This window comes from Microbacterium sp. SY138 (genome assembly GCF_039729145.1).
Taxonomy (GTDB): Bacteria; Actinomycetota; Actinomycetes; order Actinomycetales; family Microbacteriaceae; genus Microbacterium; species Microbacterium maritypicum_A.
The window spans coordinates 3,564,322-3,586,548 of the sequence record NZ_CP155793.1; the positions used below are offsets into that span (position 1 = coordinate 3,564,322).

Annotated in this window: 21 protein-coding genes; 9 read left to right on the forward strand and 12 right to left on the reverse strand. The window is 69.3% G+C overall.

The window, feature by feature from the left end; genetic code table 11:
- The first annotated feature begins 105 nt into the window (after positions 1–105).
- The 4 genes from ABDC25_RS17215 to ABDC25_RS17230 are packed head-to-tail and all read left to right on the forward strand — an operon-like array spanning position 106 to position 3,961.
- Positions 106–1,260, forward strand: coding sequence for a GAF domain-containing SpoIIE family protein phosphatase (locus ABDC25_RS17215; RefSeq protein ID WP_021201695.1), 1,155 nt, complete (start codon positions 106–108; stop codon positions 1,258–1,260).
- Positions 1,257–3,221, forward strand: coding sequence for a glycosyltransferase (locus ABDC25_RS17220; RefSeq protein ID WP_347123835.1), 1,965 nt, complete (start codon positions 1,257–1,259; stop codon positions 3,219–3,221). Before ABDC25_RS17215 ends, ABDC25_RS17220 begins: the two co-directional genes overlap by 4 nt.
- Positions 3,205–3,537, forward strand: coding sequence for an STAS domain-containing protein (locus tag ABDC25_RS17225; RefSeq protein WP_021201693.1), 333 nt, complete (start codon positions 3,205–3,207; stop codon positions 3,535–3,537). The genes ABDC25_RS17220 and ABDC25_RS17225 overlap by 17 nt, the downstream gene beginning before the upstream one ends.
- Entirely contained in the window at positions 3,527–3,961 is a 435-nt protein-coding gene (locus ABDC25_RS17230; RefSeq protein WP_051667789.1) for an ATP-binding protein, read from the forward strand. Before ABDC25_RS17225 ends, ABDC25_RS17230 begins: the two co-directional genes overlap by 11 nt.
- A 3-nt stretch (positions 3,962–3,964) precedes the next feature.
- Here the strand turns inward: ABDC25_RS17230 and ABDC25_RS17235 are convergent, their stop codons facing one another.
- From ABDC25_RS17235 to ABDC25_RS17265, 7 genes are all read right to left on the reverse strand, one after another.
- The gene (locus ABDC25_RS17235; protein ID WP_021201691.1) at positions 3,965–4,624 is read right to left on the reverse strand and encodes a GntR family transcriptional regulator; all 660 of its coding nucleotides are present in this window, start codon (positions 4,622–4,624) and stop codon (positions 3,965–3,967) included.
- A 52-nt stretch (positions 4,625–4,676) separates the two neighbouring features.
- Positions 4,677–5,090, reverse strand: a complete 414-nt coding sequence (locus ABDC25_RS17240; protein WP_167256169.1) for a MerR family transcriptional regulator — start codon at positions 5,088–5,090, stop codon at positions 4,677–4,679.
- Positions 5,091–5,130: 40 nt separating this feature from the next.
- Positions 5,131–6,114, reverse strand: coding sequence for a DnaJ C-terminal domain-containing protein (locus ABDC25_RS17245; protein ID WP_021201689.1), 984 nt, complete (start codon positions 6,112–6,114; stop codon positions 5,131–5,133).
- A 7-nt stretch (positions 6,115–6,121) separates the two neighbouring features.
- Positions 6,122–6,778, reverse strand: coding sequence for a nucleotide exchange factor GrpE (locus ABDC25_RS17250; RefSeq protein ID WP_021201688.1), 657 nt, complete (start codon positions 6,776–6,778; stop codon positions 6,122–6,124).
- Between the two features lie 2 nt (positions 6,779–6,780).
- The gene (gene dnaK / locus ABDC25_RS17255) at positions 6,781–8,646 is read right to left on the reverse strand and encodes a molecular chaperone DnaK (protein ID WP_029259352.1); all 1,866 of its coding nucleotides are present in this window, start codon (positions 8,644–8,646) and stop codon (positions 6,781–6,783) included.
- 182 nt (positions 8,647–8,828) lie between these two features.
- The gene (locus ABDC25_RS17260; RefSeq protein ID WP_347123839.1) at positions 8,829–10,127 is read right to left on the reverse strand and encodes a DUF222 domain-containing protein; all 1,299 of its coding nucleotides are present in this window, start codon (positions 10,125–10,127) and stop codon (positions 8,829–8,831) included.
- Positions 10,128–10,239: 112 nt separating this feature from the next.
- Positions 10,240–10,989 carry a phosphotransferase gene (locus ABDC25_RS17265; RefSeq protein ID WP_347123841.1) on the reverse strand — a complete coding sequence of 250 codons (750 nt, stop codon included), beginning with the start codon at positions 10,987–10,989 and terminating at the stop codon, positions 10,240–10,242.
- Positions 10,990–11,084: 95 nt separating this feature from the next.
- Between ABDC25_RS17265 and ABDC25_RS17270 the strand changes: the two genes are divergently transcribed.
- From ABDC25_RS17270 to ABDC25_RS17280, 3 genes are all read left to right on the forward strand, one after another.
- Positions 11,085–11,885, forward strand: coding sequence for a MerR family transcriptional regulator (locus tag ABDC25_RS17270; protein ID WP_167255250.1), 801 nt, complete (start codon positions 11,085–11,087; stop codon positions 11,883–11,885).
- 137 nt (positions 11,886–12,022) lie between these two features.
- Complete coding sequence (locus ABDC25_RS17275) at positions 12,023–12,973, forward strand: NAD(P)/FAD-dependent oxidoreductase (RefSeq protein WP_167255248.1); 951 nt, start codon at positions 12,023–12,025, stop codon at positions 12,971–12,973.
- A 64-nt stretch (positions 12,974–13,037) separates the two neighbouring features.
- A complete protein-coding gene (locus tag ABDC25_RS17280; RefSeq protein ID WP_029259356.1) occupies positions 13,038–13,697 on the forward strand; it encodes a hypothetical protein in 660 nt (219 codons plus the stop codon).
- A gap of 27 nt (positions 13,698–13,724) precedes the next feature.
- Here the strand turns inward: ABDC25_RS17280 and ABDC25_RS17285 are convergent, their stop codons facing one another.
- Positions 13,725–14,186 carry a DUF3817 domain-containing protein gene (locus ABDC25_RS17285; RefSeq protein ID WP_021201682.1) on the reverse strand — a complete coding sequence of 154 codons (462 nt, stop codon included), beginning with the start codon at positions 14,184–14,186 and terminating at the stop codon, positions 13,725–13,727.
- A 117-nt stretch (positions 14,187–14,303) separates the two neighbouring features.
- Here ABDC25_RS17285 and ABDC25_RS17290 point away from each other — a divergent pair, with 117 nt between their 5' ends.
- Positions 14,304–15,221: an AraC family transcriptional regulator gene (locus ABDC25_RS17290; RefSeq protein ID WP_021201681.1), complete on the forward strand. Its 918-nt coding sequence runs from the start codon at positions 14,304–14,306 to the stop codon at positions 15,219–15,221.
- Between the two features lie 30 nt (positions 15,222–15,251).
- Here ABDC25_RS17290 and ABDC25_RS17295 read toward each other — a convergent pair whose 3' ends face one another.
- Entirely contained in the window at positions 15,252–16,448 is a 1,197-nt protein-coding gene (locus ABDC25_RS17295) for an MFS transporter (RefSeq protein ID WP_021201680.1), read from the reverse strand.
- A 304-nt stretch (positions 16,449–16,752) separates the two neighbouring features.
- On the opposite strand from ABDC25_RS17295, the gene ABDC25_RS17300 reads away from it, so the two are divergent.
- Complete coding sequence (locus ABDC25_RS17300; RefSeq protein ID WP_347123845.1) at positions 16,753–17,673, forward strand: RIO1 family regulatory kinase/ATPase; 921 nt, start codon at positions 16,753–16,755, stop codon at positions 17,671–17,673.
- 215 nt (positions 17,674–17,888) lie between these two features.
- On the opposite strand, the gene speB is transcribed toward ABDC25_RS17300, so the two are convergent.
- From speB to ABDC25_RS17315, 3 genes are read right to left on the reverse strand one after another with little or no spacing between them, the layout of a single operon-like run.
- Positions 17,889–18,836: an agmatinase gene (speB, locus tag ABDC25_RS17305; RefSeq protein ID WP_347123847.1), complete on the reverse strand. Its 948-nt coding sequence runs from the start codon at positions 18,834–18,836 to the stop codon at positions 17,889–17,891.
- A 44-nt stretch (positions 18,837–18,880) separates the two neighbouring features.
- On the reverse strand, positions 18,881–20,497 hold the full coding sequence (locus ABDC25_RS17310; RefSeq protein ID WP_347123849.1) for a thiamine pyrophosphate-dependent enzyme: 1,617 nt from the start codon (positions 20,495–20,497) through the stop codon (positions 18,881–18,883).
- A gap of 10 nt (positions 20,498–20,507) precedes the next feature.
- On the reverse strand, positions 20,508–22,175 hold the full coding sequence (locus ABDC25_RS17315) for an amidohydrolase (protein ID WP_347123851.1): 1,668 nt from the start codon (positions 22,173–22,175) through the stop codon (positions 20,508–20,510).
- Positions 22,176–22,227: the final 52 nt, after the last annotated feature.

Here is a 22,227-nt window from a genome sequence, read left to right on the forward strand (position 1 = left end):
GTGTTGACTGTTAACAGTCAACACTGACGGGTGCGCGAGTGGCGTCCCATCGGCCATGCGTTCCTTCTAGGATGGCCGAAGGCGACCGTAGGAGGGGCGGAGCACATGTTCGACGAGCGACGGCGACAGGCAGCGCTCGAGGAACTGGGGATCCTTGACACACCACCGGACGAGCGCGTGGACCGGGTGGCACGGCTGGCGAAGGAGATGTTCGGCGTGCCGATGGTCAGCGTCTCGCTGATCGACCGTGATCGGCAATGGCGCAAGGCGCAGATCGGGCTGGGCGGGAACGAAGCCCCCCGGCAGGACTCCTTCTGCGACTACACGGTCTCGCAGGACGCGACTGTGGTGGTCGAAGATGCCCTCATCACCGATGTCTTCGCCGACAACCCGTTCGTCACAGGGGACCCGCACCTGCGTTTCTATGCCGGCCACCCGCTGCACGCGCCCGGCGGCGAGCCCGTCGGCACCCTGTGCGTGCTCGACACCGAGCCCCACACCTTCACCGAAGCACAGCGCGACCTGCTGCGCGACCTGGCGTTCTGGGTGCAGACCGAGCTCGCCCAGGACCAGGACATCGACCACGCGGCTGTTCTCCAGCGCGCGCTGCGACCACGCTCGAACCCCGAGCTCGATGGTTACACGATCGCTGCGGGTGCCGCCCCGCGCGGCATGCTCGCGGGCGACTACTACGACTTCTCGACGCACGGCGGGGCGCTGCGCATCACGGTGGCCGACGCGATGGGCAAGGGCACCGGCCCCGCACTCGTCGCCGCGACCGTGCGAGCGTCGTTGCGGACGGCGCCCGAGCGCTCGCTCGCCGTCTCCGTGGCCGACGTCGATCGTCTGCTCGAAGAGGACCTCGCCGACACGGCGATGTTCGTCACCGCCATGGTCGCCGAGCTGCGACCCGAGAGCGGCGATCTCGACGTGATCGACGCCGGGCACAACCTCGCCTTCGTGATCCGGGCCGACGGTTCCTGGACGCACCTGCGCTCCAAGAACCTCCCGCTCGGGATGGGCATGGGCGTCGTCGATGCCCGCGTCCCGATGACCACGAGGCTCGAACCCGGCGACACGTTCATCTGCTGCAGCGACGGACTGCTGGATGTGCTCGACGCCGACGATCCCTTCGCCCATGTGCAGCGCGTGCTCCGAGCGCTCGGCCCGGAGGGTGCGGTGCGCGAGGCGCTGCGACTCGCCGCCGACGATCGTGCGACGGACGACATCACCGTCGTGGTGGTGCGGAGGGACGCATGACCGCCCGGTTCGCGGCGATCCGCATCCTCGCCCTGCTCTCCGTGCTGCTGGGTGTCAACTACGTGGCATGGCGCTGGCTCGAATCGGTCAACTGGTCGGCGTGGTGGATCGCCGTGCCCCTCGTGATCGCCGAGACCTACAGCCTGATCGACACGTTCCTGTTCTGCCTCACGATGTGGCGCGCACGCGAGCGGCCGGCCCCCGTCTCGCCGCCGCAGGGGACAATCGACGTGTTCATCACGACGTACGACGAACCGGTGGCTCTGGTGATGACCACCGCCCGCGCGGCGAAGAACATCGCCTACCCCCACTCGACCTGGATCCTCGACGACGGCTCGCGCCCCGAGTTGGAGGCCGAAGCCCGAGCGGCGGGGGTCGGCTACCTCACGCGCTCGGAGGAGTGGACGGGAAAGCCGCGGCATGCCAAGGCCGGCAACCTGAACAGCGCATTGTTCCAGACCGACGGCGAGTTCCTCCTCATCCTCGACGCCGATCAGGTTCCCGATCCACTGATCCTCCATCGCACGCTCGGATACTTCGCGGACGACGAGGAGGTCGCCCTCGTGCAGACGCCGCAGTGGTTCGTGAACGTCGATGACGCCGATCCGCTGGGCAGCCAGGCGCCGCTGTTCTACGGTCCGATCCAGCAGGGCAAGGACGGATGGAACGCCGCCTTCTTCTGCGGCTCGAACGCCGTGCTGCGACGCGAAGCCCTGATGCGACTCGGGATCGTGGGGTATGTGCGCGACGTCACCGACTCGGCCTCCCGGGCACTCAAGGCCGCCGAGACCCTGATCGCCCGGGAGGCGCAGACCGCAGCGGATTCCGCCCTGGCGACGGAGCTGTCGGCGCTGCGCATCGCGATCAGCCGCGGACGGAAGGAACTCGCGGCCGGAGAATCGGTCGCCGATGTCGCCGCGCGGGTGCGCGAGTCGGTCGACCATGCCTCACGCATCCTCATCGCGCACGATATGGACGGCATCAGGGCTGACCTGGCGGAGATAGGCGCCCTTCCGCTGCAGCAGGACGCCGAGCTGGGCGCGGTGATCGTCGACGAGGCCGGCCTCGATGCCCTCGCCGCCTCCGACCTCTCCCCGGTCACCGCCGTCGCCGCTGTGCGGGGTCTGCTGGACGCGTTGCGGTTGGACCGTGGCGACGAGGCACAGCCCATCCTCCCCCTCGCGACGATCTCGGTCACCGAGGACATGGCCACGGCCATGCAGCTGCACGCCCTCGGCTGGAAGAGCGTGTACCACCACGAGATCCTGGCGCACGGTCTCGCTCCCGAAGACCTGCGCACGATGCTGACGCAGCGACTGCGCTGGGCGCAGGGCACTCTGCAGGTGATGCTGCGGGACAACCCGCTCGTCAAACGGGGCCTCTCGGCCGGACAGCGGTTGATGTACTTCTCCACGATGTGGACGTACCTGTCGGGATTCGCCGCGATCGTCTATCTCGTGGCCCCGGTCGTCTACCTGGTGTGGGGTGTGCTTCCGGTCACCGCCTGGTCGTTGGATTTCTTCGCCCGCTTCCTGCCGTACTTCCTCGTGAATCAGGCGCTGTTCCTCGTGGTCGCGAAGGGCGTGCGCACCTGGAGGGGGCAGCAGTACTCGCTCGCACTGTTCCCGGTATGGATCCGTGCCTGCTGGACGGCATTCGCCAACGTCGCACTCGGCCGCCCGCTTTCCTTCGCCGTCACGCGGAAGGACGGCCGCGACCCCCGCGGCATCCCCTGGGGGCAGATCTGGCCCCAGCTCACCGCGATGGCGATGCTCGCGATCGCCCTCATCATCGGCATCACCCGCGTGATCATCGGAACCGCCGACGGCACCGGCACGATCGTGAACACGGCTTGGGTGCTGTACGACCTGGTCGTGCTCAGCGTCATCATCCAGGCCGCCCGCTACCGCGGACCGGCCGCCCGCGCCCTCGAGAAGGAGTCGAATGAACGTCAGCACTGAGAACAGGGACGGCTATGCCGTGATCGCGATCACGGGGCGGCTGACCGCTTCGGGCGCGCCGCTGCTGCGAAACGCGGTGAGCGACCTCGTCACCGCAGGACAGCCCCGCATCGCGATCGATCTGCGTGGCACGGAATTCGTCGATTCCTCCGGACTCGGCGCCCTCGTCGGAGGCCTCAAGAGCGCCCGGGTCGCGGGCGGAGACCTGCGGATCGCCGCCGTGCCCGACGCGGTGAAGACGGTCCTGCACCTCACCAACCTCGATCGCGTGCTTCGCGACTACCCCACGCCGGAATCGGCGTTCGATGGCAGCTGAACCGCCGGGCTTCCACATCGACGGGCGGGCAGAACTCGCCCTCGTCGACCGCGTCCTGGATGAGCTCGACCGGCTCTGGATACGCGCGCCCGGCGTCCCCGCCGAAGACCGCACCCTCTTCACGCTCGCGCTCAGCGAAGTCGCGACCAACATCGCACAGCACAGCCGGGGCATCGACGTGACGATGAGCGTGGATGTGCGCGCTTCCGACGGTGCGCTGCACGCTGAGGTCGTCGACTCGGCGGAACCGGCGACGATCGACTGGGACGGCGTCGTGATGCCCGAGCAGGCGAGCGAGAACGGACGCGGTCTTGCTCTGGCGCAGGCCGCTCTCGACGAGTTCAGCCATTCGGCGACAGCCCGCGGCAACACCTGGGGGCTGGTGCGTCGGCTGCAGGCGCATCCGAACGATCCGTCGATCTGACGGTCAGCGTCCGCCCACCTCGTGCAGCATGCGCTCGCGTGCACCGTCGAGGTGGGCGCTCAACACCTCGGCAGCAGCTTCCTGGGTACCGGTGCGCATGACCTCGAGCAGCTTCACATGATCGTCTGACGACTCATGGAGATCCTCGTCATGGTTGATCGTGACCTCGAGCAGCGCCGTGAACGTCGGCAGGTACTGGTTCCACGCCCCCTCGAGGCGCGGGTGATCGGCGAGCGCGTAGATCTGCGAGTGGAACTCGAGGTCGGCGGTGACGAACGCCGCGTGGTCTCCGGCATCGGCGGCTTCGGCCATCCGCGCGACGGCGGCGGAGATGGCCTCCCAGCGCTCGTCGTCGTCGACGCGCATCGCTCGAGAGAGGGCGAGCTGTTCGAGAGCGCCCCGCAGGCTGTACAGCTGATCGACGTCGTCGCGGGTGAGTCCGACGATGTAGACCCCACGCGGACGTTGCACCTCGACGAGCTTCTCGAAGCTCAGCTGCGTCAGGGCATCGCGCACCGGTCCCCGACTGACCGAGAACTCCTCGGCGAGCGCTTCTTCGGTGATGCGTGCGCCCGGGGCGAGTTCGCCGCGCACGATGCGCTGGCGGAGCACCCGCGCCACCTGGGCGCCGAGGGATTCTCCGCGCGTGACGGTCTGCGTCATGGTGACCTCCTGTTAACTGTTGACAGGATACACACCACCCATCGCGAGTGACCTAGGCGCTCCCGCGCGGGTCCCAGAGCACGACCTCGGTCGAGCGCCGAAGGCGGCGACCGGTCGGCATGGGCACGACGCCCGCGGACCCGGCGGCGAACACGCGCACGCCCGGACGGCTCTCGCGCTCGGTGCGCAGCGCGCTCTCGAGCACGGTGATGCGATTACGCAGCGCCCTGTTCTCGTCTTCCAGGTCGAGCAGACGAGCGATCGCGGGAAGGCTCACCCCTTCGGAGGAGAGCTGAGCGACCTCGCGCAACTGCTCGATGTTGCGTGTCGAGTAGCGGCGCGAGCCCCCCGAGGTGCGCCCGGGGACGACGAGGCCGATGCGGTCGTACTGCCGCAGGGTCTGCGGATGGAGGCCGGAGAGTTCGGCGGCGGCGGCGATCGCGAACACCGGGGTGTCGGCATTCATCATGAACGCCTCCGCCCCCGGTGTCCGCTTCGACGACCGGTCATCGCCGCGCCTTCGCCATCAGCTCGGCCCGCGGGTTCTCCGTGGGCTCGAGTTCCTGGAACTTCTCCAGCGCTTCGCGTGCGGCCTCATCGAGGTGCGTGGGCACCGCGACCTGAAGCTCGGCGAGCAGGTCGCCCGTGCCCTTCGAGGTGGTGACACCGCGGCCCTTGACCCGCAGCACCCGCCCGGAGGGGGTGCCGGGTGCGACGCGGAGTTTCACCACGTCGCCGCCGAGGGTGGGCACCTCGATGGTCGCCCCGAGAGTGGCCTCGGTGAACGTCACCGGGACGACGACTCGCAGGTTGAGACCGTCGCGGGTGAAGACCGGATGCGGGCGCACCGCGATCTGCACCACGATGTCGCCGCTCTCTCCGCCATCGGGCGAGGGACGACCGCGCCCGCGCAGACGGATCTTCTGGCCGTCGGCGACACCCGCAGGGATCTTCACCTTGAACGGCTTGCCGTCTTCACCCTGCAGCGAGATGGTCTCGCCCTGCACGGCGGTGATGAAGTCGAGCGTGGTGCGGGCCGTGACGTCGGCACCGCGCTGCGGACCACCGAAGCCGCGGTAACCGCCGCTCGGCTGACCGAAGCGACCGTTGCCGAAGCTCGCGCCCTGCCCCTGGTTGAACATCGCGAAGATGTCCTCGAAGTCGGCGGTCTGCCCGCGGCCCTGCTGTCCGAAACGGCTGAACACGTCTTCGAAGCCGCCGGCTCCCTGGCCGCCCGCCGTGAAGCGGGCGCCGGAGCCCATGGCGCGGATCTCGTCGTATTCCTTGCGCTGTTCGGCGTCGGAGAGCACCGAGTAGGCCTCGCTGATCTCCTTGAACTTCGCCTCGGCCTTGGCATCACCCTGATTGGAGTCCGGGTGATACTTGCGCGCGAGCTTGCGATACGTCTTCTTCAGGTCCGCATCGCTGACGTCCTTGGAGACCCCGAGGGTCTTGTAGAAGTCCTTGTCGAACCAATCCTGGCTGGCCATCGATCACCTACCCTTCCGGGACGGCGACGACGACCTTCGCGGGGCGCAGCTCGACATCACCGAGGCGGTAGCCCACCTCGACGACCTCCAGCACGGTGGTCTTCTCGGCGCCGGGAGTCGGCTGCTGGAAGATCGCCTCGTGACGCTGGGGGTCGAATTCCTCGCCCTTCTCGCCGTACGCGACCACTCCGAGACGCTCCACGACCAGCCGCACCTTGTCGGCGATCACGGCGAAGGGAGTCCCCTCCACGAGATCGCCGTGCTGGGCGGCGCGGTCGAGGTCGTCGAGCACGGGGATGAGACCCTTGGCGGCCTCGCCCTTCGCGCGCTCGCTCTCGACCTGGCGTTGCTCCTCGGTGCGGCGACGATAGTTGGCGTACTCGGCCTGGAGGCGCTTGAGGTCGTTCAGCAGTGTGGATTCGAGGTCGGCGAGCACGGCGTCTTCCGCCGCGGCCTCGCCGGTCTGCGTGGCGCCGAGGATGTCGTCGACCGTGAGGTCGTCCGGCGCACCGTCGACGGGGGTCTCGTCCGACCCCTCGGCGGCTGCCGCTTCACGGGAGTCCTGGTGGTGCGGCGCGGGGCCGGATGCCTGAGCATCCGACCCCTCGCTGCGACCTTCGGCGGACTCAGGAAACTGGTTCTCGTCGAAGTTCTTGTCCGTCATGATTACTTCTTCTCGTCCTCATCGTCGACGACCTCGGCATCGATGACGTCCTCATCGGAGGAGGGAGCGTCACCGGCCGGGGCCTCGCCGTCAGCCGAAGCGCCGGCAGCGGCATCCGCCTGCGAGGAGGCGTAGATGGCCTCGCCGAGCTTGGACTGCGACTGGTTGAGCTTGTCGAACGCGGTCTTCACAGCCTCGTCGTCTTCGCCGGCCAGCGCCGTCTTGAGCGCGTCGACGTCGGCCTTGACCTCGGTCTTCACGTCTTCGGGCAGCTTGTCGTCGTTCTCGGTGATCAGCTTGTCGATCGAGTACGCGAGGGTCTCGGCCTGGTTGCGGACCTCGGCGGCCTCACGGCGCGCCTTGTCCTCCGCTGCGTGCTCCTCAGCCTCGCGCACCATGCGCTCGATGTCTTCCTTCGACAGCGACGAGCCGCCGGAGATGACGATCGACTTCTCGGTACCGGTGCCCTTGTCCTTGGCGGACACGTGCACGATGCCGTTGGCGTCGATGTCGAAGGTGACCTCGATCTGCGGGATGCCACGGGGCGCCGGTGCGATACCCGTCAGCTCGAACGTGCCGAGCGGCTTGTTGTCGCGCGTGAAGTCACGCTCGCCCTGGAAGACCTGGATCGCGACGGACGGCTGGTTGTCGTCTGCCGTGGTGAAGGTCTCGCTGCGCTTGGTCGGGATGGCCGTGTTGCGCTCGATGAGCTTGGTCATCATGCCGCCCTTGGTCTCGATGCCGAGGCTCAGCGGGGTGACGTCGATGAGGAGAACGTCCTTGCGCTCACCCTTGAGGACACCGGCCTGGAGAGCCGCGCCGACGGCGACGACCTCGTCCGGGTTGACGCCCTTGTTCGCGTCCTTGCCGGTCTCGCGCTTGACGAGCTCGGCGACCGCAGGCATACGCGTCGATCCACCCACGAGCACGATGTGGTCGATCTCGGACACCTTGATGCCGGCTTCGCGGATGACGTCCTCGAACGGCTTCTTGGTGCGGTCGAGCAGGTCCTTCGTGAGGTCCTCGAACTTCGCGCGGGTGATGGTCTCGGACAGCGACACCGGGCCGGAGTCGGTCAGCGACAGGTACGGCAGGTTGATGCTGGTCGACGTGGAGGAGGAGAGTTCCTTCTTCGCCTGCTCCGCGGCCTCCTTGAGGCGCTGCAGGGCGATCTTGTCACCCGAGACGTCGACGCCCGTGGTCTCCTTGAACTGCTTGATCAGGTAGTCGACGAGACGCTGGTCCCAGTCGTCTCCACCGAGGCGGTTGTCGCCGGCGGTGGCGCGCACCTGGATCGTGGAGAAGTCGTCGTCCTTGCCCACTTCGAGCAGCGAGACGTCGAACGTTCCGCCACCCAGGTCGAAGACCAGGATGAGCTCGTCTTCCTTGCCCTTGTCGAGGCCGTAGGCCAGCGCGGCCGCGGTCGGCTCGTTGATGATGCGCAGGACGTTGAGGCCCGAGATCTCGCCGGCCTCCTTGGTGGCCTGACGCTCGGCGTCGTTGAAGTACGCGGGGACGGTGATGACCGCGTCGGTCACCGTGTCGCCCAGGTACGCCTCGGCGTCGCGCTTGAGCTTCATGAGGATGCGCGCGGAGATCTCCTGCGGCGTCCACTTCTTGCCGTCGACGTCGAAGCTCCAGTCGGTGCCCATGTGGCGCTTGACGGAAGCGATCGTCCGGTCGACGTTGGTGACGGCCTGGCGCTTCGCGGTCTCACCGACGAGCACCTCCCCGTCCTTGGTGAAGGCCACGACCGAGGGGGTCGTGCGGAAGCCCTCGGCGTTGGCGATGACCTTGGGCTCGCCACCCTCGAGGACGCTGACGACGGAGTTGGTGGTTCCGAGGTCGATACCGACAGCACGTGCCATGTGTTCTCTCCTTTGTTGGAAGTTCGTTGTGGTTCGGAAATCTGCGGCGATCAGGAAAACCTGAGTCGCGATGACTCAAGTGTAACGAGAGGTCGCTCGAGTGTCAAATGAACTTGATATGAACGGGCTCAACTTTTAACCGAGGCCCTCCCGTGCACGTTCCCGCCGGTGGCACCCCTCGCTCAGAACGGGGGCACGACCGGGTCGTCGACGAAGGTGACCGTGTTCTGCGGCGGTGGCCGGTCGATGTAGACCTTGCCGGTCGGGCTCGTCCAGGCATAGAGCCCCGCCCCCAGAGACTCGACCGCCCACGGCGAGTGATGTTTGAGCACGTGGTGGCGTCGGCACAGGTGGCCGAGGTTCGACTCGTCGGTGGAGCCCCCGAGCGCGGCATCGCGATGGTGGTCGATGTCGCAATCGGCGGATGCGTGCCCGCACGCGGGGAATCGGCATCGCTGGTCCCTGGCGCTCAGATGTCGCCTCAGCTCCGCACCGGGACGATAGCGGTCGACTGCGAGGAGCGCTCCGGAGATCGGGTGCGTGAGGATCCGGTCCCACCCGGATGCCGCACCGGCGAGACGGCGGGCGGTCGCGGGATCGATCGGGGTGCGGCCGTTGAGCTCGGCCGGCGTCGCATCATCTCCGATCAGCGTCGTGACGGGAACGGTGACCGACACCGTTCCGCGGATCGCCGCGAGAAGCCCCTCGTGCGCGTCGTGGCCGGCCGGAGCGCCCGTGAGGAGCAGGTCGAGGGCGAGATCGGCGCGGCGTTGCGCGATGGAGCGCCGGTCCGGCTCCGGAGACTCGGGCTCGTGAGCGTCGACCTCCGGGGATTCGAGCTCGCGAACGGCTGTGGCCATCTGCGTGAGCCGCTGGAAGACGCCTTGGACGAGCGCCGATGGACCGAGCAGGCCGAGCTGCGTCATCCCATCCCCGACGTCTTTCACCCACACGGCCCTCTTCTCCCTCGCGTCGAGGTGCCGCTCCGCCATCGATCGCGCCTGGAACCGCTCGGCCACCCGCCGTGCCATCCGGCCCACTCGCGCCGGAGCCTCGGTCTCGGCGAAGGCGATCATCTGCGTCGCGTAGGCATCGCGACTCATCGGGTCGTCGAGGTGCTCGCCGGCCTCGCACACGACCCGGGCGTGCGCAGCACTGATGCGACCGGCGCCCTGCGCTTCCCAGACCATCGGGAAGCGCTCCACGACCCACGCCGCATCCGCCATCCGGCGCTGGACGGTCCGATCGCTCACACGCAGCGCCGCGGCGAACTCCGCGGCCACGGTGCGCGCCGTCATCTCCCCATGATCGGGATGCTCCGCCTGCGCGGCGACGTCGAGCGCGAGCCGCGAGCCCACTGCGAGGATGCCGTCGCGCGCGGCCTGCAGACTGCTGATCGTGCGCTCGACCTCGACGAGCATCTCGGTGAGCGCGGCGAGGGCCCCCACCTGCTCGAGAGTCGCATCCGCCAGTGCCGTCATGCCTTCACTGAACCAGGGACCACCGACATTCAAAGGCCCCGATCAGCGCCTGAAAACGATATACCGGAATGTGGTCGGGAGACTCTCACGGTCCGCACGAAGAGAGCCGGACTCACACCCCGCCGAGCGACCGCGCCCACACCGCTCGGTGCGCTCGCACATATCGCAGCGCGTTCGCCCAATGATCGCCATGACCGTCCGTGTACATCGACGCCCACGGCTCGTGGCCGGTCGCGTGCGCCCCCTCGAGCAGCGCGAGCATCGCCGCCGTCCGTTCCTCCATCGCTCGAGGCAGATCACGGCGCACGTTCTCGTCCGCCCGATATCCGTCCACGAGCGCGGCGAGATCCCGAGCCGCGCTCTCCGGATCGCGGTCACCGCCGGACAGGGTGAACGCCTGTGCCGCGTACGCAAGATCCCAGAGACGAGTGCTCGGAGCAGCGGCGTCCCAGTCGATGAAGACCCAGCGTTCACCGATCACGAGGTTCCACGGGGCGAGGTCGTTGTGGCAGATGAGGTCGGCCGCGGGCGCAGGGATCGCGGTCTGCCACACGGCGTGGGGCTCCGGCACGTATCGGGCGCTGGCGTCGTGGATCTCGCGGATCATCGACCCGACGCGACGCAGATCTGCCGCCGTCAGCGGAGCCCCCGCAATCGCCAGGCGCCCTGGCACGAACTCGATGACCTGTCGCCCGCGGTCGTCCCGTCCCCGCGGTTCCGGGGCATCGATGCCCTCCGCCCGCAATGCCCTCACGAAGCGGCAGACACTCGGGGTGGCCTCCGACCACTGCTTTCGGACCGTGTCGCCGACGCGCACCACGGCCCCGCTCGTGTTCCCGCCCTCCAAGCCCTCTTCGCCCATCCGTCGACGGTAGCGCGCCGAGCATCCACCCGCGCCCGCCCCTCCCCTGACGCGATACTTGACCCTGACACAGTGGCAGACCGGAGAACTGAGACATGTTGTCCATCGGAGCGTTCGCGCAGGTCGGCCAGGTGACCCATCGGATGCTCCGGCATTGGGACACCGCCGGCCTGCTCGTGCCCGCCCATGTGGACGAGTTCAGCGGCTACCGCTCCTACGATCCCTCGCAGCTGGAACGGCTGCATCGGATCGTCGCCCTGCGCCAGCTGGGTTTCGGGCTCGACGACATCTCGACGATCCTCGAACGGGGTGTCGATGCCGAGCGCATCGCCGCCCTGCTGCGGATCCGTCGCGCAGAGGTCGAGCAGGAGCATCGGATCGCCGCGGAGAGACTCGTCGACGTGGAGAGGCGCCTCCACCTCATCGAAAGAGAGAATCACATGTCTCAGATCGAGATCGTCGACAAGCCCCTCCCCGCCGTCCGCCTCGCGGCCATCCGCACGATCGTCGCCGATCAGCCGGCGGTCGCGGGGGTGGTCGGACCCGCGTTCGACGCGGTGGCGGAGATCATCGGCGACCAGCACTCCCTGTCCACCCCGATCGCCGAGTACGAGACGCTCGACGACGGCCTGCAGGTCATCGCCGGATACGCCTACACCGGCCCCGCACAGGATGGGTTCGAGATCATCGAGCTCCCGGCGGCGGCGGGCGCCGTGTGCGGCATCCACCTCGGCTCGATGGATCGCATCGCCGAGAGCTGGCAGGCGATCCACACCGAGATTTTCGCCCGCGGTCTGGTCCACGACGGCCCCTGCCGCGAGCTGTACGTGCGCGCCGTCTCGGAAGACCAGTCCGACTGGGTCACCGAACTGCAGCAGCCCGTGCGGCGCGGGTAGGTCGGCCGGAGGGCACCGACCCGGTCAGCCGAACAGTGGCAGGATGAAAGTAAGGCGCGCCTTACCGGCCGCCCGGCGGCGTCGCCTCGGCAGACGCCGAGCGATGGATCCGCCCCTTTCTCGGAAGGACCACGCGGATGACATCACTCACACCGAGAGCGGACGAGCCCGCCGACTACGACGTGCTCGTCGTGGGTGGCGGACCCGCCGGCCTCTCCGCTGCGCTCAACCTCGGCCGCGCCCTCGCGCACGTGCTCGTGATCGACGCCGATCGTCCCCGCAACGCGGCCACGCTGCGATCGCACGGATTCCTGACCCGCGACGGCATCCCGCCTCAAGAACTGCGTCGCCTCGCCAGGGCAGAGCTTGCGGCCTACCCGAACGTCGAGGTGAGATCACGGACCCGCGTGGCCGCTCTCCGCCCCGCGGCCGGCGGGTTCGCGGCGGACATCGGACGGCGCGAGACCGAGGCGACCGTGACCGCCCGCACGACGCTGCTGGCCACCGGTTTGCGCGAGACGCTCCCGGATGTCCCGAACCTGCGCGGCTACTACGGCATGAGTCTGTTCAGCTGCGCCGCCTGCGATGCGTGGGAGCTGCAGGGACGCCGACTCGCCCTCATCGGCGAGACCGCGGACCTCGCGGATCGCGCGCGACTCATCGGCCGTTGGACCGAGAACCTTGCCGTCTTCACCCACGGCGCAGACTCCGTGACACCGGACGAGGAGGCTGCCCTCGCAGCCGTCGGGATCTCCGTGCATCGGGCTCCCATCGCCGAGCTCGTGGGCGACCGAGGCCAGCTCGAAGCCATCCGCCTCGCCGACGGCACCGCGGTCGGCGTCGACGGCGGTTTCGTGCGCCCCGAGTGGGACACCACGCTGGCTTTCCTCGACGGGATCACCCCGGCGACGGACGATGCCGGGCACCTGCTCACCGACCGCTCCGGTCGCACCGACGTGCCGGGACTCTATGCCGCAGGGGATGCCGCGGCACCCGGTCCGCAGCAGCTGATCGTGGCGGCAGGGGCCGGCGCTCGGGTCGCCGCGGTGATCGTGCACGACTCGATCGGCATCGCCACCGCCCACTGAGCAGGAGTCGAGGACAGCACGGGAGTCGAGGACGGGCGCGGGGCGCGGGGCTAGGCTGGCCCGCATGACGCGCACCTCCTCCATCCCCCTGCGCCTGGCCGCCACCGCGATCGCTGTCACGGGAGTGCTCTCGCTGAGCGGATGCCTGTACGCGCAGATCCCCGCGACATCGCCGTCCGACGCCACCTCGCCGAGCACGGAGACCGATGCACCCGTCGACGAGGCGCCCGGTTCGACCCTGACCTTCGCCGAAGGCCTCGATCTCGCCGACGACACCTACATCGAATGGGGCGACGGGCTCATGGCCGACGACGGGTGGAAGACGGTCTCACCCGACGACGGCAACGGCGGCTGGACCTACGGCACGGTCGACGGCACCTGCACAGCACGGTTCTGGCAGGGGTACACGACCGACGTGCCCGTGGTCGCCGGGGACGACAGCGCGTCATCCGATGCGATCCTCGGTGTGCTGCTGCAGACTCCGACCAGCGAGGTCACCGCGCTCGCGACCACCGGCGAGTTCAGCTATATGGCCGGTGGGAGCGGGGGCGTCGAGATGCGCCAGGTGGTGGGCGTGGACGGCAGCCGCACCTGGCTCATGGCCGCACGCGCATTCACTCAGACCGGAGTGGGCTTGTCGGTGATCGTGGACTGCACCGCCGCGGATGCGGAGGCGACGATGGCCGCGATCAACGAGGAGAACGCGGTCGTCGTCACTCCCTGAGCGCAGCGGCGGCGCGACCGCACGGACTCACTTGCCGCCCGGAGGGCCGATCAGCAACAGGATGACGTACAGCGCGACGATGCCGACGACCAGCAACAGCGCGAGCACCCATGGCCGCTGCAGGAACCAGCGCATCAGTCGGTCGTACCAGCGGCGATCCCGCGGGTCGTCCGTCGCATCGAGGCGCCAGTCGCCGGTGAGTCGACCGGTGCGATGCAGCCAGATCTCCATCGGGATCGTCGCGTAGGGGACGATGGCACTGGCCACGGCGAGCACGCCGACGCCGACGTGCCAGCGCTGGTTCAATGCGACCAGGATCGCCGTCGCCGCGTACGACAGGAACACGAACCCGTGGATGCCACCGCCCACGGTCACCACGATCCCCGGAGCGCCGACGGCGCGGGCGATGATCGCGGCGATCAGGATCGTCCAGGTGATCGCCTCCGCGATCGCGAGAACTCGGAACAGACGGTCGGGTGTGCGGAACACGGTACTCCTCGGGTGGGGTCCCTCCACCGTATCCGCCGGACATCTCGTTCGAATCAATCGAACGGTTGACCCCGCCGGCAGTGGAATAGCTCACCGCCTCGCGATGTTGCCGAAGGCATGGTGACAGTGGATGCGGACGCGCTCTCGAACGTGCTCGGCGCCGTCGACCTCCGCGTCGGCATCGGCCGGCGCACCTCTCTCGCTGCGGGAGCGCTGCTGCCGATCCCTGCCGGTGCCATCACGCTGGTCTACGTCGTGGAGGGCGGAGTCCTGGGGCACCCTCCGCTCGGCGACGGCTGCCGACTCGACGTCGACCCGGACTCGAAGACGCGCCCCTCCACCCCGGAGAACCGGCATGACGTGCTGGTCGCGGGCGACGCCTTCCTGACCATCGGCCGCTCAGCGTTCGTCCTCGAGGCCGCGAGCACCACGAGCCTCATGATCGCCGATATCGAACTCGCGGATGCGGCGTCGCCGCTGCCCGCACTGCTGCCGCCCTTCCTCACCGTCACCGGGTTCGACACCGTGGAGCCGGCCGCCGCGGCCCTCGCCCTGAACATGGGCGTGATCGACCACACCCTGAAGCCCGCCCGCCAGGGCGATCCCATCATCTGCCGCATGATGGCGACGACGGTGCTGCTGTCGGTCATCCGCGCCTGGGCTGCGAACGGCTGCGCTCCCTCGGGCTGGCCGTCGCTGTCGAACGACCCCTTCCTCGACCGGGTCGTCGACGCCATCCGCGAGGAGCCCGGCCGCGACTGGACGGTCGAGCGCCTCGCCGGCATCGGAGCCATGTCGCGCTCCACGTTCGCCGAGCGGTTCCGCAGCGCCGTCGGTCGCTCGCCCGCCGACTACGTGACCGAAGTTCGCGTCGACGCGGCCAAGCGGATGCTCGACGCCGGACGGAGCGTCTCGGATGTCTCCCGCGAACTCGGCTACGCCTCGGATGAAGGGTTCAGTCGGGCGTTCCGACGCCGCACCGGACAGACCCCCTCCGCCTGGCGGCTCGCGAACCGCACTCCTGTCCCCGCCTGAAAGATCCCGCCGGAAAGATTCCGAACCCTCTCAGCCCCTGCTGCTGACGCGGTTCGAGGCGCCGAAGAGCACCGCGCCCGCGAGCAGCGAGATGGCGCCGATCACGTAGACCAGTTCGACGTTCAGCGTGTCGACGAGCAGTCCGCCGATGCCGGCCGCGAGCGTGATCGCCCCCTGGAAGCCCACCACGACGAGGCTGCCGCCGGCTTCGAGCCGATCGGGCATGCGGTGCCCGACCCAGGTGTTGGCGACGATCAGCCAGGACGAGAAGAAGAAGCCCCACACCAGCACGACGATGCCGACGCCGATGACCGACCCCGAGAACAGGATCATCGAGATGACGGACACCGCGATCACCAACGGCGCGAACACCGCGAAGAAGGCGAACGTGCGGTCGATGACGAGGCCGATCGTGATGTTGCCGAGCAGGCCGCCGACGCCGAACAGCGCGAGCAGCACGACGATGGTCGAGGCGTCGACCTCCGGGATGCGCTCCAGCGCGAGACGCACGTATGTGTAGGCGAGGAAGTGCCCGAGCACGACGAGCACGTGCCCGACCATGCCGAGACCGATGCCGGGACGGCGCAGGGTGTCGACGAGCAGACGCAGGCTCGATGCCCGTTCCGCCGGCACCGACGGCAGCGCGAACCGCAGGACGACCGCGAGCACGACCATCAGCACACCCGCGATGGCGAAGACCATCCGCCAGTCGACGAGCTCGCTCAGCATGACGCCCAGCGGTACGCCGGCCACGGTCGCCAGCGAGACACCGGCCGAGGTGAACATCACACCGCGGCCGAGGTTCGCCGGTCCCGCGAGACGTGCGGCGACCGTGATCGACATCGCCCAGAACGCGCTGATCGCCGCCCCGAGCAGGAAGCGCGCCAGCAACACGATGATCAGATTCGGCGAGATCGCCACGATGAGGTTCGACACCGCGGCGGCGAGCGCCATCCACACCAGCAGCGACCGGCGGTCGAGGCGCGGGAAGATGAGTCCGACAGTCGGCGCGACCACGAGTCCGACCAGCGCGGTCACGGTCACGGTCTGTCCGGCTTGACCCGGGGTGACCCCGAGCCCGTCGGCCATCTCGGTGAGCACGCCGTTGGGCAGGAACTCGGCGGTGACCAGCAGGAAGCCCATCAGCATCAGCACGATGAGCCCGCCGTAGCGGATGCGGGACGCTGCGGAGGACGGCAGGGTGGGAACGGGGGCGGTCGTGGTCATGGTTCCACGTTCGCAGGATCGGGACGGCGTCGCCCGACCGGTCGTCCGCGGCACCCGACCATTCGTCCGGGCGCGTCGGGCCGAACCCTCGACGGAACTACCGACGGGGCGAACGTCCGCGGGTCTGGACAAGGCCGCCGCGAACGCCCTAGGCTCGACGACGCACCGGGACGAGCCCGGGAAGCCCGAGCGGAAGGAGCCGAGGACATGAACACCGTCTTTGTCGCGCTCTCCGCCGACCATCTTCCCTTCGAGGCCGCCCGCTCCTGATCGTGGTGTGGCCTCCTGCTCCCGGAGCCACATCGTGTCTGATCTCTTCGCTTCCTCGGAAGCCGCGTCCTTCGACGCATCCCCGCTCGATTCCACCGCGTTCGATCCCACCACGTTCGATCCCGCCGCCTTCGACGCCCTCGAAACCGAGCTCTCCTTCGCCGACGTCGATCCTGGCGAGGGCCAGCGCTGGTCCACGTGGCCGGCGATCACCCCCTCCGAACGCGGCCCCGAGCCGTGGCCCGCATGGGTCGTGACCTCGGCGGGCGCACTCGACACCGAGCGCGGCATCCTCAAGACCGGCAAGGAGGCCGACGTGTTCCTGCTCGAACGCGCGGTGCCGGGCGATCCCTCGCAGCACACGCTGCTCGCGGCGAAGCGCTACCGCAGCGCAGAACACCGCAGCTTCCACCGGTCATCCGTCTACACCGAGGGCCGCAGCACACGGAACACCCGTGATGCACGGGCCCTCGCCAAGAAGTCCGACCACGGTCGCGAGGTGGCCGCCGCGCAGTGGTCCTTCGCCGAGTTCGAGGCCCTCTGCCGCATGTGGGAGCTCGGCGCCCCGGTGCCCTATCCCGTGCAGGTGAACGGCACCGAGGTACTGATGGAGTTCCTCGGCGACGCCGACGGCACGGCCGCGCCCCGCCTGGCCCAGGTGCGCGCCGACCGCGCCGAGCTGCAGGGCTACTACGCGCAGGTGGTCGACCTGATGCGGATCTTCGCCGCAGCCGGCTTCACCCACGGCGACCTCTCGGCCTACAACCTGCTCGTGCACGAGGGGCGCGTGCGCGTGATCGACCTGCCGCAGATCGTCGACATCATCGCGAACCCGCAGGGGCTCGACCTGCTGCACCGCGACTGCGTGAACATCTGCGACTGGTTCACCCGCCGCCGGGTGGAGTGCGACCCCGAGGAGCTGTTCGCCGAGATGCTCGCCGCGTCGTACACGTGAGGTGTCGCCTCCGGGAGGTGTCGCCTCCGGGAGGTGTCGCATCCGGGAGGTTCCGGTCGCAGTTGTTGCCGCCCGGCGGCGTGCGGCGCGGCAGGAACTGCGACCGGAACCAGCGGGACGCGTGCGGCGCGGCAGGAACTGCGACCGGAACCGGCGGGACGCGTGCGGCGCGGCCGGAACCGGCGGGACGGATGCGAGCGGCAGGAGCTGCGACGTCAGGCGGCGAGGCGGGCGGCCAGCAGCGTCACGAGCTCGTAGACCACGTGGCTCGCGGCGATGCCGGTCATCTGCGCGTGATCGTAGGCGGGCGAGACCTCGACCACGTCCGCCCCGACGATGTTCTGCGATTTCAGAGCGCGCAGGATCCGCAGCAGCTCGCGACTGGTGAGCCCACCGGCCTCCGGGGTGCCGGTACCGGGTGCGTGAGCGGGGTCGAGCACGTCGATGTCGATCGACACGTACAGCGGCTTGTCGCCGATGCGCTGCAGGACGCGGGCGATGCCGGCCTCGACCCCGTGCTCCTCGATGTACTCGCTCGACACGATCGAGAAGCCCAGGCGCTCGTCGTCCTCGAGGTCCTGCTTCGAGTACAGGGGGCCGCGGGTGCCGACGTGGCAGCTGGCGGTGAGGTCGATCAGTCCCTCCTCGCTCGCCCGGCGGAAGGGGGTGCCGTGCGTGATGGGAGCCCCGAAGTAGGTGTCCCACGTGTCGAGGTGGGCGTCGAAATGCAGGACCGCGACCGGACCGTGCTTCGCGGCGACCGCCCTCAACAGTGGCAGCGCCACCGTGTGATCGCCGCCGATCGTGACGATGCGCTGCACCTGCTCGCCGAGGGCCAGCGCCGCACGCTCGACCTCGGTCACGGCCTCGGTCAGATCGAACGGGTTGACCGGGATGTCACCGGCATCCACGACCTGCGCGATGGCGAACGGCGACACATCCTGCGCGGGGTTGTACGGCCGCAGCAGGCGCGACGACTCGCGCACGTGCGAAGGACCGAACCGCGTGCCCGGCCGGTAGCTGACGCCGGAGTCGAAGGGGATGCCGACGACCGCGATGTCGGCACGGGGCACGTCTTCGATGCGCGGCAGGCGCGCGAAGGTCGCGATGCCGGAGTAGCGGGGGTTCACGGACGCGTCGATGGGGCCCACGTTCTCGGTCATTGCTCGTTCCTGTTCGTCGGGGTGATCTGGAGGGTCAGTGGGGCTCAGAGGGCATGCTGCGGGATGTGCACCAGCTGCACGCCCCCGGCGGTGATCGCGGCGCGGATGCTCGACGCGATGTCGTCGCGCCGTTCCACGCGGCGGCCGGTCGCTCCGAAGGCCGTCGCGAGCGCCGCCCAGTCCGGCTGCACCAGGTCGACGCCGATCGGGGCCATGCCGCGATCGACCTCGTTCTGCCGGATCTCGGCATACCCGCCGTTGTCGACGCACACGACCGTGACATCGAGGCGCTGCTCGACCGCGGTGACCAGCTCGTTCACGCAGAACATCAGGGCGCCGTCGCCGATCACGGTCACGACCGGGTGCTCGGTCTGCGCGACCCGTGCGCCGATCGCCGCGGGCAGGCCGTAGCCGAGGGTCGCGTAGGTGGGGGTGTAGAGCAGGGAGTGGGGATGGGCCGCCCGCAGCACGCTGCCCAGCGCCATGTAGACGATCTGGGACGAGTCGCCCGCGACGATCGCATCGTCTGGCAGGGCGTCGGCGATGATCTCGGCGAGGGCGACCGTCTCGGGTGCGGTCTCCCGCATCTCGACGTCGATCGCCGCACGTTCGGCCGTGAGGTCGCGCGGCGCGCGGGTCTCGGCGGAGAGGGACGGCAGCAGCGCCTCCAGGACGGCGGCCGCATCGCCCGCGATCCCGACGGTCGCGGCGAGGTTCTTGTCGCGCTGCGCCGGCGAGATGTCGACGCGGATCACGGTTCCACGGGCTTCGAGTCGCGGCGCCCACAGCTCGGCCTCGCCGAGCTTCGAGCCGACCACCAGCAGCACGTCGGCGGCCTCCGCGACCGCACGGGCCGCGGCGAGCCGCAGGTTCGAACCGAGCGAGAGCGCATGCCGTTCATCGACCACACCCTTACCGTTCAGCGTGGTCAGCACCGGGGCACCGAGTCGCTCGGCAAGGGTCGTGACCTCGTGCGCAGCATCCACCGCTCCCCCACCGGCGACGATCACCGGGGTCTTCGCGTCGGCGAGCAGACGGGCCGCCTCGGCGAGCGCGGTCGGCTCCCCGGAGACCCGGGTCGGCACCGGGCGCGGTCGCCGCGCCTCGGCGGAGACATCGGCCGGAGCCTCCAGCACGTCGAGCGGGATCTCGATGTGCACAGGACGGGGACGACCGGTGCGGAACAGTGCGAACGCATCATGGACGGCCTCGACGGCCTCGGCCGCGCTCGTCACGCGACGAGACCACTCGGCGATCGCGCCGACCATGGCCGTGGCGTCCTTCGTCTCGTGCAGGGTGCCCACGTCGGCGAACTCCGCACCGAGGGGCACCCCCGGTGAGAGGACGATGAGCGGCCGTGATTCGCAGAACGCCGTGCCGATCGCACTCATGGCGTTCTGCAGTCCGGGGCCCGAGGTCGTGATGACGACGCCGGGGAGGCCGGTCTGCTGCGCCCAACCGTCGGCCCCGTAGCCGGAGCCCTGCTCGTGGCGGTTCGTGACCGCGCGGATGCCGAGGTCGGCGAGCGGCCGATAGAGCTCGAGGTTGTGGGTGCCGGGGATGCCGAAGATCGCGGTCACGCCGTAGGCGCGGATCGTCTCCAGCACGGCTCGCCCTGCGGTGTCGGCGTACTGCTCCGCCGTCGTGGTGTCGGTGCTCATCGTGTCATCCTCACACCTGGTGACGACGCGTGCCGTCGACCCAGGTCTCGCGCACCGTGATCGCCGAGATCTCCTCGGCCGGCACGACCAGCGGGTCGCCGGAGAGCACCACGAAGTCGGCGTACTTGCCGATTTCGAGCGAACCCAGGTCGTCTTCGCGCCCGATCGATACGGCACCCTCGATCGTGTGTGCGCGCAGGGCCGCGAGCGCGGAGACCCGCAGGTCGTCCGGCCCGAGCTTGTGTCCGCGGCGGGTGACGCGGGTGACGGCGGTCTGGATGGCTTCGAGCGGGATCGGCTCGGCGACCGGAGCATCCGACGAGATGGTGAACGGCACACCCGCCCGCTCGAACTCTCCGAGCGGGTTGAAGCGCTCGCCCGGGGTGCCGATGGCCTCTTCCACGCCCTCACCCCAGTTGAAGTAGTGCTGGGTCTGGTTGACCGGACGGATTCCGGAGAGGGCCATCCGCTCGATCTGCTCGGGCGTGGGCAGGCCGCAGTGCTCGATGCGGTGGCGGGCGTCGGCATCCGGATGCTCGGCGAGCGCGGCCTCGATCGCCGACACGACCATCTCGATCGCGGTAGGCGACTGGGCGTGCGTGGCGGTCTGCAGCCCCGCGGCGTGCGCTCTGCTGATGAGCCCCGCGTACTCGGCGGGCTCGTGGTAGAGCTGCCCGGTACGGCACGGGTCGCCGACGTAGCCGTCGGGGAAGTACGCGGTCCAGCCACCGAGCGTGCCGTCGGCATAGAACTTGATGCCGGCGAAGCTCAGGTGCGCGTTGCCGAACTGCCCGACGAGCCCCATCTCGAGCGCCTCGTCGAGCAGGTGCGAGAGCAGGTACATCGACACCCGCAGCTCCAGGCGCCCGGCCTCGGCGAGTCGCAGGTACATGTCGAACTCGCGGCGCGTGACCTGCGCGTCGCCGATCGAGGTGACCCCGCCGGCGAGGAACCGCTGGGTCGCGGCGTCCAGCTGACGCAGGTGCTCCTCGGGCTCGTCGGCGAGGTGGAAGTTCGGACCGTGGTGGCCGATCTTCACGCCATGCACTCCGGTGAGGATGTTGCACGCGGCATCCGACAGCTCGCCGGTCAGCTCGCCCTCGGCATCGCGGAAGAACTCACCGCCCTCGGGGTTCGGGGTGTCGCGGTCGACGCCGTTGATCGTGAGGGTGTGCGAGTTCACGACCCCACCGTGGCCGGAGGCGTTCATGAGGTACACCTCGCGGTCGGCGGCGACCTCGTCGAGCTCGAAGCGGGTGGGATGCCGCTTCTCGGCGAGGTTGCGCTGCTCGTAGCCGTAGCCGCGCACCGGGCGCCCCGCGGGCAGGTCGGCAGCCGCGGCCTTCAGCAGGGCCACGATCTCGGGGATGCTGCCTGCCTTCTCGGGCCCGCAGTCGACCCAGCTCATCATCTGCCCGAACATGAGCGGATGCGCGTGGGCGTCGACGAAGCCGGGGACCACGACCCCGTCGCCGAGGTCGATGCGCTCCGGAGAGAGCCCACCCCGCTCGGCCGCGGCCTCGCAGTCGGCGAGGGTGCCGATCGCGAGGATCCGCCCGCGATCGGTCAGCATCGCCGTGGCGGTGGAGGCCGCGACATCCGCCGTGTGGATCGCGTGCGCGGTCAGCAGGACGGGTGCCGTCTGGGCCGAGCGGTCGAAGGGGGTGAGCTTTCTCATGGGGAACCTGTTCGCGGTCGTGGCGTGCGGGAGGGGACGTCGTCGGGGTCGG

Bases quoted from the DNA above. Each gene is read 5' to 3' on its own strand.
- ABDC25_RS17215 (WP_021201695.1), top strand. From the start codon at position 106: ATGTTCGACGAGCGACGGCGACAGGCAGCGCTCGAGGAACTGGGGATC.
- ABDC25_RS17220 (WP_347123835.1), top strand. From the start codon at position 1,257: ATGACCGCCCGGTTCGCGGCGATCCGCATCCTCGCCCTGCTCTCCGTG.
- ABDC25_RS17225 (WP_021201693.1), top strand. From the start codon at position 3,205: ATGAACGTCAGCACTGAGAACAGGGACGGCTATGCCGTGATCGCGATC.
- ABDC25_RS17230 (WP_051667789.1), top strand. From the start codon at position 3,527: ATGGCAGCTGAACCGCCGGGCTTCCACATCGACGGGCGGGCAGAACTC.
- ABDC25_RS17235 (WP_021201691.1), bottom strand. From the start codon at position 4,624: ATGACGCAGACCGTCACGCGCGGAGAATCCCTCGGCGCCCAGGTGGCG.
- ABDC25_RS17240 (WP_167256169.1), bottom strand. From the start codon at position 5,090: ATGAATGCCGACACCCCGGTGTTCGCGATCGCCGCCGCCGCCGAACTC.
- ABDC25_RS17245 (WP_021201689.1), bottom strand. From the start codon at position 6,114: ATGGCCAGCCAGGATTGGTTCGACAAGGACTTCTACAAGACCCTCGGG.
- ABDC25_RS17250 (WP_021201688.1), bottom strand. From the start codon at position 6,778: ATGACGGACAAGAACTTCGACGAGAACCAGTTTCCTGAGTCCGCCGAA.
- dnaK (WP_029259352.1), bottom strand. From the start codon at position 8,646: ATGGCACGTGCTGTCGGTATCGACCTCGGAACCACCAACTCCGTCGTC.
- ABDC25_RS17260 (WP_347123839.1), bottom strand. From the start codon at position 10,127: ATGACGGCACTGGCGGATGCGACTCTCGAGCAGGTGGGGGCCCTCGCC.
- ABDC25_RS17265 (WP_347123841.1), bottom strand. From the start codon at position 10,989: ATGGGCGAAGAGGGCTTGGAGGGCGGGAACACGAGCGGGGCCGTGGTG.
- ABDC25_RS17270 (WP_167255250.1), top strand. From the start codon at position 11,085: ATGTTGTCCATCGGAGCGTTCGCGCAGGTCGGCCAGGTGACCCATCGG.
- ABDC25_RS17275 (WP_167255248.1), top strand. From the start codon at position 12,023: ATGACATCACTCACACCGAGAGCGGACGAGCCCGCCGACTACGACGTG.
- ABDC25_RS17280 (WP_029259356.1), top strand. From the start codon at position 13,038: ATGACGCGCACCTCCTCCATCCCCCTGCGCCTGGCCGCCACCGCGATC.
- ABDC25_RS17290 (WP_021201681.1), top strand. From the start codon at position 14,304: ATGGTGACAGTGGATGCGGACGCGCTCTCGAACGTGCTCGGCGCCGTC.
- ABDC25_RS17295 (WP_021201680.1), bottom strand. From the start codon at position 16,448: ATGACCACGACCGCCCCCGTTCCCACCCTGCCGTCCTCCGCAGCGTCC.
- speB (WP_347123847.1), bottom strand. From the start codon at position 18,836: ATGACCGAGAACGTGGGCCCCATCGACGCGTCCGTGAACCCCCGCTAC.
- ABDC25_RS17310 (WP_347123849.1), bottom strand. From the start codon at position 20,497: ATGAGCACCGACACCACGACGGCGGAGCAGTACGCCGACACCGCAGGG.
- ABDC25_RS17315 (WP_347123851.1), bottom strand. From the start codon at position 22,175: ATGAGAAAGCTCACCCCCTTCGACCGCTCGGCCCAGACGGCACCCGTC.